The sequence below is a fragment of the Elusimicrobiota bacterium genome (assembly GCA_016180815.1).
In the GTDB taxonomy this organism is placed as follows: Bacteria; Elusimicrobiota; Elusimicrobia; order JACQPE01; family JACQPE01; genus JACPAN01.
Genome location: JACPAN010000016.1, coordinates 65,278 through 80,302 on the forward strand (window position 1 = coordinate 65,278; position 15,025 = coordinate 80,302).

General features: G+C 54.4%; 19 protein-coding genes and 1 tRNA gene. 6 read left to right on the forward strand and 14 right to left on the reverse strand.

The genetic code is table 11. The features are described from left to right. Positions 1 to 14: 14 nt before the first annotated feature. From HYT79_09310 to HYT79_09360, 11 genes are all read right to left on the reverse strand, one after another. Entirely contained in the window at positions 15 to 1,151 is a 1,137-nt protein-coding gene (locus HYT79_09310; GenBank protein ID MBI2070782.1) for a c-type cytochrome, read from the reverse strand. Positions 1,152 to 1,197: 46 nt separating this feature from the next. After that, the gene (locus HYT79_09315) at positions 1,198 to 2,709 is read right to left on the reverse strand and encodes a trypsin-like peptidase domain-containing protein (GenBank protein ID MBI2070783.1); all 1,512 of its coding nucleotides are present in this window, start codon (positions 2,707 to 2,709) and stop codon (positions 1,198 to 1,200) included. Positions 2,710 to 2,742: 33 nt separating this feature from the next. Further along, positions 2,743 to 2,818, reverse strand: a tRNA-Ala gene (locus tag HYT79_09320). 94 nt (positions 2,819 to 2,912) lie between these two features. Further along, complete coding sequence (locus HYT79_09325; protein MBI2070784.1) at positions 2,913 to 3,632, reverse strand: hypothetical protein; 720 nt, start codon at positions 3,630 to 3,632, stop codon at positions 2,913 to 2,915. Then, entirely contained in the window at positions 3,629 to 4,345 is a 717-nt protein-coding gene (locus HYT79_09330; GenBank protein MBI2070785.1) for a hypothetical protein, read from the reverse strand. The genes HYT79_09325 and HYT79_09330 overlap by 4 nt, the downstream gene beginning before the upstream one ends. A 267-nt stretch (positions 4,346 to 4,612) precedes the next feature. After that, positions 4,613 to 5,227 (reverse strand): hypothetical protein, encoded by a 615-nt coding sequence (locus HYT79_09335; GenBank protein ID MBI2070786.1) that lies wholly within the window; start codon positions 5,225 to 5,227, stop codon positions 4,613 to 4,615. Next, positions 5,227 to 5,847, reverse strand: a complete 621-nt coding sequence (locus HYT79_09340; protein ID MBI2070787.1) for a hypothetical protein — start codon at positions 5,845 to 5,847, stop codon at positions 5,227 to 5,229. The genes HYT79_09335 and HYT79_09340 overlap by 1 nt, the downstream gene beginning before the upstream one ends. A 31-nt stretch (positions 5,848 to 5,878) precedes the next feature. Then, complete coding sequence (locus HYT79_09345) at positions 5,879 to 6,448, reverse strand: hypothetical protein (GenBank protein MBI2070788.1); 570 nt, start codon at positions 6,446 to 6,448, stop codon at positions 5,879 to 5,881. Next, a complete protein-coding gene (locus HYT79_09350) occupies positions 6,445 to 6,945 on the reverse strand; it encodes a hypothetical protein (protein ID MBI2070789.1) in 501 nt (166 codons plus the stop codon). Before HYT79_09350 ends, HYT79_09345 begins: the two co-directional genes overlap by 4 nt. A 9-nt stretch (positions 6,946 to 6,954) precedes the next feature. After that, complete coding sequence (locus HYT79_09355; GenBank protein ID MBI2070790.1) at positions 6,955 to 7,548, reverse strand: hypothetical protein; 594 nt, start codon at positions 7,546 to 7,548, stop codon at positions 6,955 to 6,957. A 33-nt stretch (positions 7,549 to 7,581) separates the two neighbouring features. Further along, complete coding sequence (locus tag HYT79_09360; protein ID MBI2070791.1) at positions 7,582 to 8,112, reverse strand: hypothetical protein; 531 nt, start codon at positions 8,110 to 8,112, stop codon at positions 7,582 to 7,584. 166 nt (positions 8,113 to 8,278) lie between these two features. On the opposite strand from HYT79_09360, the gene HYT79_09365 reads away from it, so the two are divergent. Beyond that, positions 8,279 to 9,145, forward strand: coding sequence for a hypothetical protein (locus tag HYT79_09365; protein MBI2070792.1), 867 nt, complete (start codon positions 8,279 to 8,281; stop codon positions 9,143 to 9,145). On the opposite strand, the gene HYT79_09370 is transcribed toward HYT79_09365, so the two are convergent. The 3 genes from HYT79_09370 to HYT79_09380 form a co-directional block, all read right to left on the reverse strand. Beyond that, entirely contained in the window at positions 9,142 to 10,188 is a 1,047-nt protein-coding gene (locus tag HYT79_09370; GenBank protein ID MBI2070793.1) for a hypothetical protein, read from the reverse strand. The genes HYT79_09365 and HYT79_09370 overlap by 4 nt on opposite strands. Continuing rightward, complete coding sequence (locus tag HYT79_09375; GenBank protein MBI2070794.1) at positions 10,185 to 10,562, reverse strand: hypothetical protein; 378 nt, start codon at positions 10,560 to 10,562, stop codon at positions 10,185 to 10,187. Before HYT79_09375 ends, HYT79_09370 begins: the two co-directional genes overlap by 4 nt. Before the next feature lie 123 nt (positions 10,563 to 10,685). After that, a complete protein-coding gene (locus HYT79_09380) occupies positions 10,686 to 11,603 on the reverse strand; it encodes a TIM barrel protein (protein ID MBI2070795.1) in 918 nt (305 codons plus the stop codon). Here HYT79_09380 and HYT79_09385 point away from each other — a divergent pair. From HYT79_09385 to HYT79_09405, 5 genes are all read left to right on the forward strand, one after another. Next, entirely contained in the window at positions 11,572 to 12,069 is a 498-nt protein-coding gene (locus HYT79_09385; protein MBI2070796.1) for a hypothetical protein, read from the forward strand. The genes HYT79_09380 and HYT79_09385 overlap by 32 nt on opposite strands. Next, positions 12,066 to 12,662, forward strand: coding sequence for an RNA 2',3'-cyclic phosphodiesterase (gene thpR / locus HYT79_09390; GenBank protein ID MBI2070797.1), 597 nt, complete (start codon positions 12,066 to 12,068; stop codon positions 12,660 to 12,662). The genes HYT79_09385 and thpR overlap by 4 nt, the downstream gene beginning before the upstream one ends. Next, positions 12,655 to 13,617: an endolytic transglycosylase MltG gene (gene mltG / locus HYT79_09395; protein ID MBI2070798.1), complete on the forward strand. Its 963-nt coding sequence runs from the start codon at positions 12,655 to 12,657 to the stop codon at positions 13,615 to 13,617. Before thpR ends, mltG begins: the two co-directional genes overlap by 8 nt. A 3-nt stretch (positions 13,618 to 13,620) precedes the next feature. Continuing rightward, positions 13,621 to 14,436 (forward strand): FecR domain-containing protein, encoded by an 816-nt coding sequence (locus tag HYT79_09400; GenBank protein MBI2070799.1) that lies wholly within the window; start codon positions 13,621 to 13,623, stop codon positions 14,434 to 14,436. 65 nt (positions 14,437 to 14,501) lie between these two features. Continuing rightward, positions 14,502 to 15,020, forward strand: coding sequence for a hypothetical protein (locus HYT79_09405; GenBank protein MBI2070800.1), 519 nt, complete (start codon positions 14,502 to 14,504; stop codon positions 15,018 to 15,020). Positions 15,021 to 15,025 lie beyond the last annotated feature (5 nt).

Consider the following 15,025-nt stretch of genomic DNA (forward strand, 5'->3'; position numbering starts at 1 on the left):
ATGGAGCCTGCCGTTCAATGCGGCGATTGTTCGCTTAACTTTTGAAGATAAAAAAGCACCTGGGCCAGCTCATCGCCGGACGGCACGGACTCAAGAGAAGGCATCTTGCCTTTCCCCTGGCTAAGCAAACGCGCCAGCTGCCGGTCGCTCATATCCAAGATAACCTTCTTGGTTAAATCCAAATCCCGGCGGCGTACGTCCAAAAGCCTGGCCGCGATATGCGTTCCCTTGCCGTCCCATCCATGGCAAAGGGCGCAATGATGGCTATAGAAAGAAGAGGACGCGAACGGCTCCTGCCGGGACGCCGCCTCTTGACCCAACGAACGAACATGACGCACCAGGCTGTCCACCTCGGCGTCGTTGAGCTTTTCCATGAATCCGGGCAGGTTGCCGTACGCGGGCATGCGCCGGCCTCCTTGCCTGATGTGCCGGGCCAGGGCCGCGTCGGCGACCGGCTGAGTTTGAGCATCGGTCAAATCGGTATCCGAGGCGGCCGCGCCGAGGGACTTCAACGGAGCGTTGGCCCCCTTGCCGTCCTCGCCGTGACATCGGGCGCAGCGCGCCAGGTACAGATGCTCAGGAAGCACGCTGGCCTTAAGATTGATCGGCGGCGGGGGCCATAAGTTTTCATCATCCATAACGTCCGGCCCCGGCGGCTCCTGCCAATCTTTTTTGATCTTGCCCCTGGCGCTGGCTAAGATGGCGCCGTCGGCGACGCGAATCAAACGGGCGTTGACCTCGACCACTTCGCCCATCAGATCCACTTCCATCACCGTGCCGGTGACGACGGCCTCAACCCCAAGAATTTTTCCGACGCGATGGGCGGAGACCTCGTCAAGCACGCCCACTTGATGAAGTTTCTCTTCGCCGAGCAAACGATTCAACAGCTGCCGTTCGACGACCTGAATGTTGCCGCGTTCGGTCAGCCGCATGGTCAGCCGTTCGCTGATCGTCACCACGGCAGGCGAGCCGGACCGGCTCAAATCCACAAAAGGCAGGACAGCCACTTTAGCCCCGGCCGCGGGTTTCCAAGAGCGCAATAATTGGCGCGCGAGTCGGCCGTATTGATCCCGGCGGCATGAACCTGCCGTCATCATCACGCACGCAGCCGCGATCAGCAGGCGTGCCGCCGGTATATTTTTGAATCGCATGGCTATCTAAACTATAAGGGACGAATGAATCGGCGTCAATGACATTTTAAGGCTTCAAATCATCCGAACGGTCGGCCGGAACCCGGTAGCGCGTTAAAATCGGCTCATTGGCTTTCGCCGTGGCTTTGGCATCGACGACGACCCTCGTCCCTGCATCGCCGTCATAATCGGATTGGCCCCCGGAACCCGAATAATGATCGATCTCGATCACATGAAAATCACCCTGAGGCTTGCTCACGGCATCAAGGACATCGCGGATATCCCGGATCGCAACCCCATTGATTCTCTCGACAACGGCCCGCTTTAACTTATGGTAGCCGATATTAATGTCATCGGCCAAAACCTCATTGATCAATACGACTTGACGCCGGTTTTCCGAAGGAAGCACATGCTCCAGAAAGTATTTAAAGCGTGGATCAACGTCTTTCCAGTCCCAAGCATCCATGTAATTAAAATTCAATGGAAGAAAGACAAACCCGGCAAAAACGAAATAAGTCGGGCGCACGTCATAATAAGGGCCGCTCACCAACGAACGAAACGGCTTCACTTTGACTGCAAGCTTAACCGGAGCGCCGGACCTAAAAATTTCAAGGGCAATCTCCTCCCCCATTTGATGCTGGCTGACGATATGGGAAAAAATCAGACGCTCGCTTTTCCGATAAGGAACAGTCCCGTCATTGGCGATCCTGATGCCGTCGACAGCCGCCAAAATATCGCCTTCCCGCAGAACATTCCACGCCGGCGAATCATAAACCACTTTGGTCACTAAAACGCCATTTTGACTGGGCCCCAGCTTGTATAACTTTCTTAAAGCTTCGCTCTCCAACTTCTGCCAAAAAATACCCAGATCAGGAACGCCGTCATGGCGGCCGTCCCCGATATCCTTTAAAAAACGCTCCACAATGATCACGGGAACAATGTAGCCCGTATTTTCTACACGGGAGCCGCTGTAGGATTGAAAAGAAATACCGATAAGCTTTCCGTCTTTGAAAACCGGACCCCCGCTGTTGCCCGGGTTAATGGCCGCGTCCGTTTGTATAGCCAAAAGATCCTTGCGGGAATGGGTATAGGTCTGCACCTCAATGCGGGAGACCACGCCCTCGGTGATGGAAAGGTCGTTGCCGCCGATGGGAAATCCATAGGCCGCGACTTTGTCGCGCTGAAACGGCATGGGCCCAAACTCGACAGGAATCGTTCCATCAAAAAAAGCCGGGTCCTCAACCGTCAACATGGCGACTTCGCAATCATGAGCCACATGCTCGACATGGGCGGTATATTTCTTCGTGTCCCCGGCTTTTTTGACCTGAATATAAACCTGATCGCTGACCACGTGGGCATTGGTCAGGATGCGCCGGCCTTTGACGATGAACCCGGAACCGCCTGAATTGTACTGATAGCCCATTTCCCAAGGCTGGTAATAATTGGGCCTTTTGATGACGGTGAAGATTTGAACGGCCGATTTTTTGAGCGCGTCGTCGGATGCCTCGATGGTCGCAGCAACGAAACAGGAGCCTAAAAGCAACAAAGCAGGCAGAATAAATACTTTAGAATTTCTCACGATACCCCCTAATGCCGGCCGGCGCGAAAAAACTGGTGGACCCGAAGGGATTCGAACCCTCGACCTCCACAATGCCAATGTGGCGCTCTCCCAACTGAGCTACGGGCCCACTAAAATATCCGGGGCTATTTTACCTCATTGCTTCCGAAGGAAATGAAGGGTTCTAAGGACGGGTGTGGGAAAAATTTTCGGGTGGCTCCAAATTATTCGAGGCTCCGGCACTCCGGAGCCGGTTCTTGCGCGGGATCCGTCACAAACTCAACCTCGCAACGGATGACCGGGTCCGGGTCATGGCGCAGGGAGCCTAACGTTTCGCGGGCTCTTCTGCCATAAACTTCGCCTTCATCCACAAAAGAAAGATCACCTAAAGCCCCGATGGCACGCATTCTTGCCGGTCCCGCTGAGTTGTCCCGCGCCAGCCGTATAATCTCCCTGAAAATCATCTCCTTCTCCCCGGCGGCGACAAAAGAAGCGTGAATTAAATACATCATTTCGCCAATGGCGGACTCATGGACGGCAACCTCAAGCGCCCGGGCAAAACGCGCCAGCAGATCGCGGGATTGACGGCGAATCTCGGCGGACTCATCGCTTTGCGCCAGTAAACCAAACGCCGCAAGCCACACCGCGCGCAACTGCGGCGACAGGCGTTCCTCTCTAAGGTCAAGGAGGGCCTCCCAAGCTTCCCGCAGCCGCTCGCGCGACCACAGCACCATGGCCAACTCTCCCAAAGCTGCCTCTTGAACGCTTTGACAGGGGTTTTCGACGACGGCCCGCTTGAGCACCTTCACGGCCCGGCGCCTGTCCGTGTCCGGACGAATCTCGAAACTGAACTCCCGGGGACAGCCAAGCTGATCCAGGGCTCCGGCCCGGCCACCGGCCGCAAACAGAACCGCCAACAGCAACGCCTTTGACACGATCTTCACTCAAAATCTACGCCGGGAGTTAAATTAAATTCCAGATAATGACCTTCATAACAGATAAAACAATCTAATTTTATATCGCGCCCGCTCCTGTAATATTCCTCGGCGGCCCAGTGATATTCAAGAATCAGCGATCTTAATGCACTGACTTTGCGTTCTATCCTGGCAACGACGCCCTGAGCCCTCTCGTATCTTTTGTTTGCATGTTCAATCATGCGTTCCAGTTGCGGGTTTGGTTGCGGAAAATTCCACCCCATCCGGGCCGGCTCATCTCTAAGCCGGTTCAAATGACCATAGCCGCCGCTTGATCTAGCCCGGGCATGCCTAAGGATGTATTTGGCCTCCAAATAAGCGCGCACCGCTTCCCCCGCGATTGTTTTAGAGGTAACACAGGAATGGACACCCGGAAATGGGTCTTCAATATCATCTTCGCAGGATATGGTCCCAATCTGCCCCGGCAAAAGAGCTTTAAGGCGAGTCACCTCAACGGTGGAGTCATCGGCAATATCAACAACATATTGCTCGAGAGCTTCCAAAGTGATCACGCCGTTTGTTCTGGGGAGCGTGGAAAGGCTATCGCCGGGGGGCACGATAACAGGGCCCCGTTGGCTGGGGCGCCGAGCCGCCGCCTGCTCATCGGTTTGGATAGCTCGGACTTCCGAAGAGATCGCCAATAAAACGGCGGCAACGACGAAACGATCGATTGGTTTCGACATTTCAGTTAACCTCCATGACAGCCATGATGAAAAACCGACGCGACGGACTTTCGTTTGTTTCCGCGTCAGCAGGGTTTTGCCTGGCCTTGCACTTGCGTGTCATGACTTAACTTTATCAGCGGGATGATTGGTCACCTAGAGTCCAACGGCCCCAAGGCATAAGCCTTAAGGCTCACTCTAAAGAATCATGCTAGAGATAACTTTTCTTATATCTGGATATAAGTAGGAATTTAGGACAGCGACCGGTTCTGATGTCAACCATCAAAATTAACGGTTGCCGGCGCTAAGACCTGCGCCTAAATTAAAAGTTACGGACCAGTCCCGGGAACCGATATTCTCGCCGCGAAACATACCGGATAAGGAAAACAAACCCAGGCTCCACTGAATCCCGGCCATGGCTGAACTGACATAATCCCACCGGCGCTCACGCGAGCCCCCGGCACAGGCGGCCCCGGTCCACGTTGGAATGCAAAAATTCTCCTTCCGGTCATCAACGTAAATCAGCCCGAAGCCAACACCGGCAACCAATCTGGCGATGCCTAGATCAGCCAAACGGATCAGCAAATTGGGTTCCATAAATCCGAGGCGCCGACTTTCAAACCAAACACCGCCGTCGCTGCCCACGGCCACGCGCCCGGCCAAGGCCGCGTATGGATCAATCCACCACTCGCCCTCAATTCCGGCACGATAAGAACGGCTCAAATCGGACCGGCCGGCTCCTCCAAAAAGCCTAAGCGCCGCCTGCTCCTGACTGGACGCTCGGGGCCGACCTTCCATCGATGATAAAAGAACAGACTGCCCCCGCATCACCGCACGATCATCATCGGCCTCGGCAGATACGGACAAACAAGCCATTAAAATGACCGCCGACATGATGCGCATCAATGATCCACCAAGCGTGTCCGCGAGTGATGTCGAGCCGTCGAAAAAACCGTCGGGGTTCGCTGAGCTTGCCGGGCGCCGATGGAGCCGCCGAGCATCATCCCCGTCACGCCGCCGGCCATGAGGCCGACGATCAGCCCGGAACCCAAACCAAAAATCAAAATACTGGCTAAGCCTCCGATGGGCATGCCGGTCAACCAGCCGGTTATTCCTCCCTTGTCCGCCCGATGGTTAAAAAAACGTTCGCGGTCAAGAATACGGTAGGTTTTTATGGTTTGCCAGCGCGTCACCCGACGCGCGGGTTCAATATGGCAGCCTCCTGCCGCCTCGTCACGCTTGGTCGTCCGGCAAACCGTCCGGCCGGCAATATAGCGGCGTCGGCGCGGCGTTTCTCTCGAATTCAACAAAACCGTCCCATCCGGCCCGCAATTGGCATGCGGGCGGTCGCAGGGGCTCCAGCGCCGCTCTCGGTCAAAAGTCTCGGCTAATTGCCCGTGCTCCATTTCCGCCAAGCGTCGAACCTGAGCCGAACCATTCACCGAAAAAATGACCGAAATAATGCAAGTCAAAAAAACTCTTTTTTTCACAACGATCCGATCAAAGCGCCCAATTTTGTTCACGCCCAGGCTCCGAAATAGACCGCCACGCAAATTATTGATCTTGACTCCCCGCAGACCGGCAAGAAACACCGTAATCTCCCGCTTCCCGGCAGTCGCCTGTTCCGGGCGCCAGACGCGCCTGTTTTGCCCAGGCCCGCGCCTCATCTCGATGCGCTTTGGCATCCCGGGCCAATGCATAACTGCCGACAAAACCGAAAACGGCCAGGGCCAAGCCGAGAAACAAAAATACGCCGCCAAAATAAAAACCAAAAGCCAAAAGCCCCAAACCGGCGAAAAGAACTCCCAAGGCATCGCGCGTGTCCCGCCGGGCCGCCTGCTGATGACCCATAGCCCTCATTAGGAGATAGCCCTTGGGGTCAACGTCGCCGGATTCCATAAGATGTCGCCTGGCCTGGGTCGGATTCTCAAGGTCATCGTAGCGGCAAATTGCGCCTGCGGGGCAGACCCTTTGCCGGGGTCTAGCACCATACATTGAAAGCCTACGGACGCCGTCGAAACGCTGATCAAGAGCCCCTTTTGCAGAAAGCGTCTGCTCCCCCACAGCAAAAGCCTGGACGCCGATAAGAAAAAAGGCGATTGCGATTAATAATTTTTTCTTCATTTCACAATCCTTGCGAATTGCCGCGCCATCCTTGCCAGACGGCCAAAGACAGCCCGGGAACTCAATCCTGATACGACACGGCCGTGATCGATGAACGGCAAATCCCGAATATTAAATCCTCGCCGATCAAAGGCCATGATCCGGCCATTGAGTCTGAAATCGGCCTGATCATTAAAGAAGGAATAGGGGGTCTTGGGCATATAGAGAGTTTTGCGCATCGTAATTTTCCGGCCGTCGTGAGACGCCCAAATTTCCCATCGCCGGCCATGGCGGCGGTACTCCCGTCTAAACCACCCTCCATGTTTTTGGCCGTCCAGAGTTTGGACAAACTCTTGCCATTGCCGCCTTGATACCCGGCTCGCTCCCAATCGCCGGTCAAATATGGAGTTGACGGCCCCCTGGGCTTGGGTAGTTCCGTTCTTGGCCCAGCCAGGCTGGGCCAACGGCCAGAGAACTATGGTCCATAAAAAAACCCTTAACAATCTTGTTTTGATCATATCGCCTCCTTAAGACTCGGGCCGCTCCACCCTAAAATGCCGGATTTCTTCGTACTCGCGGGCCAGGCTTCTGGCGATCATTCGGCCAACAAAAATACCGACACCGGCCAGACCCAAGGAGGCTGCAAGGATAAGGTATGGCGCCATTCCTAATAAAATTGCAGCGGTAATGCCGCCGATGAGTCCCAATCCTGAGCCGGCCAGCAATCCCCACAGCACCCCATCCCGGCCGGCTCTTGCGAGCCTTCCACCGCCTGGCGAAGCCCTCCAGGTATTGGTCCGCCGCCAGTCCTCGACAAGCACAGGCTTCTCAAAAACGCATTGGTCATTTACCTCAAATTCGTGGTAAACAGAACCTCCTTGTCCATCCGGGCAACGATAACGGGCTTGCCTACGCCGGTGGGAAACGAGTTCGTCCTCGCGGCCGACTAATCTCTCGTACAAGCGGTATCGAAAAGCGGGAGGCGGCGTGCGGCCGGGAAAATGGGCTCCGTCAAAAGTTGACATGGCCTCCTCTGCTTCCCCAGGCGATTGTGCCGGCAAAAAACCAGGCACAAATAAAAACAGCCAAACGAACGCGGTGATACCCATTTTGTTTTTCATATTGTTCCGCTTCCTATGCCGTCAATTTTTTTCCTAATCGCTTACTTGGGAAGGCAGGCTTTCGACGGAATCGCTCAAATCATCCATGGCTCTTTGAACGACCTCACTACGGTAGCGCCGCTCATTCTCCTGGGATTGCTTGGCATAAAGATACGCCGCCAAAAGACCGACCGGCAGCAAGACGCCGCCGACAACGGGAATAACCCAGCTTCCGGCCAAAAGGCCGATCAGCAAAGATAGCTGTGGGGCCAATAGCCCGCCCCAAAAGCCGATCTTCTCTCCCAAACGATTGTATTTTTGGGCCTCAAGAAAAGCTCCACGCTCCCGGTTGAGTCTATCTTGGTCCATCCGCATATGCCGCTGAAGACTTTTTACGCGAAAGGCCAGGTATTCCAAATCACCCCATCTGCGCCTGGGAATGCGGATGCTCCGGGGAGATCCCGGGACATTAGCCCTGGCGTCAAAAACCTGCTCAGCCTCGGCCAACTGCGCTTCGGGCAATTGGGACCAAAGCCAGCCGGGCAGCGCCGCGGCCATCAGAAAAACGGACAATGACTTTTTCATTGATTCAACCTCTCTTTTGGTTTTATGCTATCAGCTGCCCGCAGGACCGCCTAGAGTCTGCCGGGTATCGTTTATGAGCCTTACGACTCACGCTAAAAGAGGAGATGGATGGCGCCGAAAAGTTAAATCTGGATATAACTAAGTTTGGGTGCTAGGCTTAGGGAGCATGACGCACGACTTCGGAACGGCCCTAAAACACTTGCGCCGGGAAGCGGGGTACCAAAGCGCGTATGCGTTCTTCCATAAAAACGGCGGCGCGCCGGTGTTCGGTTTTCGCTACAACCAGTATCTCTATTTGGAGCGCGGACAATCGCTCCCTCGCCCAAAAACGTTCATTCAAATCGGCCGGATGCTGCGCTTGGCGAGCGGCAGAAGCCGCGTTGGTGATTACACCCTGGCCTACTTCAAATCCTTGCTGGGAACCGAGGCTTATAAAAACTTTGTTTCCCCCCTGCTTTCCCAAACATCCGCAGCATCGGCCCGCCTGCCCATGGCCGCGGCCATCGACAAAGCGCGCGAGGGGCGCCGTCGCCACTTAAACCCCCGGCAAGCCGCCGTCATCAAGGAAAATTTCGCCAACTACTGGACATGGAAAGTTTTTACGAATGATCAAAAAGACTGGGGCGAACAGGAAGTGGCCCGTCTCTTGGGGATCCCCCAAAATGAATCTCGAAAAGCCCTTGATGCGCTTTGCCGGGTGAAACTGATTAAAAAAAGAAGCGGAAACCCGGAGCGTTATTTTTGTCCGCTAGCCGGCAGCATGTTTATCTATCCTCCCGATCCGAGGGGCTCCCACTTGGCCGCGGATTACAACAAACTCGTTGATTACTGGCGGCAGATGGAAAGCAAAAAAGGAAATTTCCTCTATCGCAATACGGTCAATTTCAGGGCCTCAGAGGCTGAAATCACCAGCTATATCCCCTACCTCAACCAAGCCCTTTTCGGCGCGGAGATGTTTTCCACGCTTGAGCCCAAGCCGGACTCGGCCCTCTTTATCGTTGAAACCAACGTACGAAAAATGTTCCCCTTTTAATAAAGGTCCAGGTAATACGTCCCGCAGCCGTAATAGTCCGTCTGGTCGAAATAAACATAGCCCGAGTAACGGCCGATGGCCTGGACGAGATGATAATCATCGTTCATTGAATAACCCCAAATATCGCCCCAGGGCTGATAGCCGAATGAATAACCGTCCATGACGACCGAGACATCCTCGCCCGTTCCGTTATAAACGTCCAATTCCCCGCAAATCGGATCGTACACCGTGTACTCATAGGCGAATCCGCTCTCGAACGAATCGACGGAATTGTAGAAGAGCTCCCCGTCCTCGTAATCGGAAAGCCTCAAGAGGCGATCGCCTTCGCGCACAGGTAAGGCCCAATAACCGGGCCCCACGGAATCGTAATAGTCCCCGTCCACGCTCACGGAAACATAACCGCCTGTTTCGTTATTAACGTTTAATTCCGATTCATAGGGATCAGTCACGCTCCAAGCCACAAGATCGCCGCAGAGCAACGTAATATTAATGCCATACAACAAATCGCCGCTATAGCTTTCATAAACGGCAATATGCCGGTTGCCGCTGAGGATGAGAAAGCCTTGGGTCCGGCCGGGCTCGATATAGCCGGCAAAGTCTCCATCTACATAGACGGCGAAAGTTTCCAGGCGCGTTTCGTTGCGGATATCAACCTCGCCGTCGCAGCCGGGTTCGGGTTCGCCGGGACCGCAGCCTGTAGCGCCGACAACCGCCGCTGCCGCACCCAGTCCCAAGGCCAAGGGAGCCAAACGGCCGGCCGCCCTCGATCGTCCGCTGCGCGCTAACGCGCGAAGCCCGGCCGCGCCTGCAATACCCAAACCAATGGGCGCAAGAATCGAGGCGTTTGAACTCCGGTCGGCGGAATCCGGACGCAGGTAATTACGCGGCGTGAGCCTGACTGTGTTTGCGGTCCCTGATCTTTGTCCGCCGTCAAAAACCTGACGGCTTTCTTCGGTTTGGTGATTTTGCGCCTGAACCGGAAAGGAATTCGCGATCAAACAAAAAGCGATGAATAACCGCGCAAAGGTTGAAATTTTTCTCATCGCCCTGACCTGCGCTCATGAAGACGGCGAAGACGTCCGCCTTTGCTCGTTCCTTGGCGGCTGCGGCGCGTATTGACGCCGGGAGGAGTGCGCTCAAGCCTGATCTTTGATCCAGCGCGCTTATTGGTGGCGACACGGACCGTGCGCTGGGCGCTACGGCCTGTCCGCGCTCTAAGACGAAGGCGGGACCGTTGGGGGAGAGTCGCCGGGTCAATGACCCGCTGGAAATCACCGCGCGCTTCAATCCGGATAAATTCTTCGGCTCCGGCCGCGGGCTCAACCACTTCAACCTGCGGAGAATCCTGGGCATCTGAAGGTCCCAAACCAAAAATCAACACAATGCCCGCGAACGCGCCCAACAAAACCTTATTCATCCTGCCACCTCCGTAAAAAGCATAGTTTCATTGTGACAGACGCGCTTGAACGCGAGCAGAGCCTCTAGGGCAATAAATAAGGGTCCGCAAGGCTTAGGACAATATAGGCCTTTAGGGAAACCTTTAAAGGTTTCTTAAAAAATCAACGTTGACTCGATCCGATCCAAGAGGCTCTTTAGGCGTTTCCAGAATGCCGACCTTGGCCGGCCATTCTTTTAAAATCACGCGATAAACCTCAGGCGGCACATGGCCTTGAGCCAAATGCGCATGCTGATCCAGATGGCAGCCCAACGGCAAACTGGAATTATTCCAATGAATCATGGCCAGCTTCGAAGAAGGAACCAGCTTGGAAAAATCGGCGAAAAATTTCCTGGCTTCGCCGGCGTTTTTCAACGAATAACCGGCGCCCCAGCAATGAGCCACGTCCAAGCACAGACCGAAACGCGGCCCATGCGGCGAAAGCGCCGCGACCATGGAAGCGAGCTCTTCAAGCGTTCCCCCCATGCGCCGGGCTCCGCCGGGCACGTTTTCAAGAATAATCGCGGGGCCTTGCGCCGGGGTGTCCTGCAGAATCCCGGACAAACCCTCTTGCACCAGCCTCAAGCCGGTCTGCAAATCCATGCGTTCTCCATAAGGACCCAAATGAAAAACGTAATAGGCCGCTCGAAGCATCCGGGCCAACTCGAGCTCCTGTTTAAGGCGGTCAAAGGAACGCTTGCGCAATTGGGCGTTATCCGCGGCCAGAGCGGCCACGGAGCGCGAATGCACGACGACCTCTTTAACTGGACTCGCCAGCAGAGCGCTGTTCCAACTGTTGATTTCTTCATCAAGCCGTTTCCTGATCGCTCGGCTCAAGCCGGGTTCAAAATAAAACTCGTGCCTGCGGTAAGCGAACATTTGAACGGCCTCAAGACCCAAAGCCCTGGCCTCTTGCAACGCATGCAGCAAGGACTTTCGGATGGAAAAATGCGCGCCCAACAGCACGACGAGATAATAGGATAATGAAACAATGCGCAAACCCAAATTTCTGGTCGACACCATGCTGGGACGCCTGTGCACTTGGCTGCGCCTGTTGGGTTATGACGCGGCCTTTGTCCAGGAAAGTCAACGAAAAAGCATGCTGGAAAAAAGCTTCTTGGAGCGCCGCATCCTCCTCACCAGAGAAACGAAACTGGCCCATGCCCATGCCTATCGAACCGTGATCCTGCGCGATCAGCATTGGTGGGACCAATTGAATACGGTCTGGAAAACGCTCGATCTGGGCCCCGTCGCCCGGAAGGCTGTTTTTTCCCGCTGCAGCGGGTGCAATATCCCGCTCAAAAAAATTCCAAAAGCTAAAATCGATCCTAAAAAAATACCGCCCAAGGTTCTGCTGCATCACGACGAATTCCATGGATGCTTCAAATGCCGCAAAATATTCTGGCCCGGCAGCCATTTGGACATCACCATGGCCCGGCTTGAAACAATCGGCATTCCTGTCTCAGACGCCGCCGGTCAATCCTCATGAGGTTATTTTTTGCCGTTCATCCATCCGAAGAAATCCGCCGGAAAGCGGCGGCCTTGGCCGACGAAATCAAGGCCGGCTGCGAAAATTTAGACGCCAAATGGGTGCCCCCTGAGAATTTCCATATCACGTTGGTTTTTTTAGGAGAAACGCCTGAAACAAAATTAGCCGAACTCAAAAACGTGGCTCAGCAAGCGGCTAAAACCGGCAAATCATTCAGCGCCGAGTTCGGCAACTTGGGCGTTTTCCCGAATACCCGCGCCCCGCGCGTGCTTTGGATCGGCATATCAAAAGGAGCTCAAGAGCTTCGCCATCTGGCCCGCGGCTTGCATCATGAGCTTCAAGCAGGCGGTTTTTTGTTCGACAGCAAAGACCCTGATCCGCATTTGACCCTGGCGCGCATGCGCGATCCCCGCGAACCCAGCCGCGCCAAGGTCCTTTCATCCGCCGTATCCAAAATACGCGGCTATGTCGAGCGACCCATGCCTGCGCTGGGATCCTGGCCGGTCTTGCAAATTGCGTTGATGGAAAGCCTGCTGGCTAAACCGTCCCCGATTTATAAAACTCTGGAACAATTTAATCTTGGCCATGAATAAAAAGGCTCTCGCTTTATTCCTCGGTATTTTCGCCGCGGTTTTCTTAAGCTGGGAATTGCCGCTGATCCCGCGCTCCTCCGAAAGCGTCTTAGTCAGGATCTCGCCCGAGCACAAAACAGCAAAAGACATCATCAGCGTCTTTCAAGCGCAAGGGATCCTCAGACACCCCAGAGCGTTTCGTTTGGCGAGCAAAGTCTTCGGCTGGGACAAACGCTTCAAGCGTGGAACCTATCTGTTGAGACGGGGGGAAGCTTGGCCGGTCTTAGCCAAAAAACTTCTCAAAGGGGAAACCTTCACCGTCAAAGTCACGATTCCCGAAGGCTGGCGCGCCGAGCAGATCGCTGATCGCCTGAAGGCTCAATCCATCATCAATACGGACGGATTCGTCCGCTTGGTCCAAAAACAAACGCTGGAAGGATTTCTTTATCCCTCCACCTATTTTTTTGAGCCTTATTCCGCGCCTGAAACAATCATCGAGCAAATGAACCAACAATTTGAACGAGTTTGGAAAGAGAATTTTGACGGCAAATCGCTGCCGCCTAAATTCACCAAAAAAAACGTGGTGACGCTGGCTTCGATTATCGAGATGGAAACAAACTTATCCCAAGAAAAACCGCTGATTGCCGGCGTGTTCATGAACCGCTTAAGACAAGGCTGGAAGCTTGAAGCCGATCCCACGGTGCAATACGCTTTAGGCGGCTGGAAGGATCGCGTCTTGTACAAAGATCTTCAAATCGACTCGCCTTACAACACCTACAAATACCGAGGCTTGCCGCCGGGACCCATCGGCAATCCGGGCCAAGATTCCATCGCCGCGGTATTTGATCCGGCGCCGACCGAATACATGTATTTCGTGGCCAAGGGCGACGGCAGCCATGTGTTCTTTAAAACCCTCCAAGAGCACAATCGTTTTCGCCACTTGCAGAAAAAAGCCAGGCGGGTTAAAGTTAAATAACCGATGAACGTTGTGTTGGCTTCGATCCTTCTGGCCGCTTTTCTGCCGCTTCACGCCGAAAACAATAAGCGGGATATCCGCTTGGTCGAAGCCAAGGGATCGGTATGGGTGAAGCCCTCCGGCGGCGAGTGGGAAGTGGTGGATACCAAAAATTTCGAAGAACTCCCCTTGGAAGAAGGCGAGGGCATTAAAACCGGCTCCGAGCCTTCCGAAGCCACCATACAAATCGACCAGGAAAATACCGTGGAGCTTTCCCCGGATACGGAATTTGAAGTCACCTCAAGCAATCTCGCCTGGACGAAGTTCAGGCTTTTTACCGGGCGCATCCTCTCTAAAATCGAAGAAAAAATAGCGGAAAAAAAACGCAATATGAACGTTCTCCTGCCCGCCTCCACGTTGGCCGTTCGGGGGACTGAGTTCGCGGCGGACGCCTCCGGCGAGGATGACGTGGGAGGATTGGGCGTTTTTGAGGGTGAAGTGGAGGCCACGCTGAATAATTTGGAAGGGTCCCCTGCGGTCAAGGTCAAAGCCGGTCAAGAACTCGATTTCATCCGCAAAGGGGCTCCCCCAAAACCACGGGCGATTAGGCGCTTTAAAGCCATGAAAAAACGCATGGCTTTTATGAGAAAGCGCCACGCGCAATTACGCGCCAAATGGCGGTCCATGCCGCATGAGCGCCGCCGGGCCATCAGGCAAAAAGTCAAAGAATTAAGACGCGAACGCCGCCAGCAGCTCAAAGGCGGGGATCGAAACGGCCCCGGCCCTCAACGTCGGGGCATGCGCAAGCGCCAACAAAAATCCGGACCCCATCCGCGATAAAACGCCTCGTTGACACGATTCCCTATTCAGGGTAGGCTTTATTAGCACGCGATAGGAGGTTGAGCATGAAAAAAAATACCGCGCTTGCTCTGATCATCGGATTAATGCTCACAGGCACGATCACTCATGCCGATCCACCGGATCACGAAACCCTGAGAAATTTTTTAGAAGGAATGGGTCCGGACGAACGAGGGGTTTACGATCCCATGTCCTTGCGCGGGATTTGCACGCATGAACACATACTTTTTCGCGATTACAGTACTGAGGTAGAACGTCTTTGCAATGAAATCATCGCCAAATTTGAAACTCTGATTGCTTCGCCTCAACATTTCTGCGCGACGCAAGAATTCTTTGACGGCTTATATGGCGCCTTCCGGAAAATTCAAAAAAACGACAAAAAAATGGCTAAACATCTACAAGATGTTCACGAAGCCGCAGCCAACAATAATACTCGGGCTCAGGCCAGAGCGGAACGGGCGTTAAACACCGAGGGTGGGCGTCTGCAAACCAATCTGGAAACATTCAAAAGCAAGGTTAACCAGATCGAAAATTTCGGTCAAGACGAACCCTGTTCCGCCGAATAAAAACG

What these genes read in the sequence shown, in the direction of transcription:
- HYT79_09310 (MBI2070782.1), bottom strand. Translation starts at nt 1,151, where the DNA reads ATGCGATTCAAAAATATACCGGCGGCACGCCTGCTGATCGCGGCTGCG.
- HYT79_09400 (MBI2070799.1), top strand. Translation starts at nt 13,621, where the DNA reads ATGAACGTTGTGTTGGCTTCGATCCTTCTGGCCGCTTTTCTGCCGCTT.
- HYT79_09335 (MBI2070786.1), bottom strand. Translation starts at nt 5,227, where the DNA reads ATGCGCATCATGTCGGCGGTCATTTTAATGGCTTGTTTGTCCGTATCT.
- HYT79_09330 (MBI2070785.1), bottom strand. Translation starts at nt 4,345, where the DNA reads ATGTCGAAACCAATCGATCGTTTCGTCGTTGCCGCCGTTTTATTGGCG.
- HYT79_09370 (MBI2070793.1), bottom strand. Translation starts at nt 10,188, where the DNA reads ATGAGAAAAATTTCAACCTTTGCGCGGTTATTCATCGCTTTTTGTTTG.
- HYT79_09375 (MBI2070794.1), bottom strand. Translation starts at nt 10,562, where the DNA reads ATGAATAAGGTTTTGTTGGGCGCGTTCGCGGGCATTGTGTTGATTTTT.
- HYT79_09355 (MBI2070790.1), bottom strand. Translation starts at nt 7,548, where the DNA reads ATGAAAAACAAAATGGGTATCACCGCGTTCGTTTGGCTGTTTTTATTT.
- HYT79_09365 (MBI2070792.1), top strand. Translation starts at nt 8,279, where the DNA reads ATGACGCACGACTTCGGAACGGCCCTAAAACACTTGCGCCGGGAAGCG.
- HYT79_09360 (MBI2070791.1), bottom strand. Translation starts at nt 8,112, where the DNA reads ATGAAAAAGTCATTGTCCGTTTTTCTGATGGCCGCGGCGCTGCCCGGC.
- thpR (MBI2070797.1), top strand. Translation starts at nt 12,066, where the DNA reads ATGAGGTTATTTTTTGCCGTTCATCCATCCGAAGAAATCCGCCGGAAA.
- HYT79_09385 (MBI2070796.1), top strand. Translation starts at nt 11,572, where the DNA reads ATGCGCAAACCCAAATTTCTGGTCGACACCATGCTGGGACGCCTGTGC.
- HYT79_09405 (MBI2070800.1), top strand. Translation starts at nt 14,502, where the DNA reads ATGAAAAAAAATACCGCGCTTGCTCTGATCATCGGATTAATGCTCACA.
- HYT79_09350 (MBI2070789.1), bottom strand. Translation starts at nt 6,945, where the DNA reads ATGATCAAAACAAGATTGTTAAGGGTTTTTTTATGGACCATAGTTCTC.
- HYT79_09345 (MBI2070788.1), bottom strand. Translation starts at nt 6,448, where the DNA reads ATGAAGAAAAAATTATTAATCGCAATCGCCTTTTTTCTTATCGGCGTC.
- HYT79_09380 (MBI2070795.1), bottom strand. Translation starts at nt 11,603, where the DNA reads ATGGTGTCGACCAGAAATTTGGGTTTGCGCATTGTTTCATTATCCTAT.
- mltG (MBI2070798.1), top strand. Translation starts at nt 12,655, where the DNA reads ATGAATAAAAAGGCTCTCGCTTTATTCCTCGGTATTTTCGCCGCGGTT.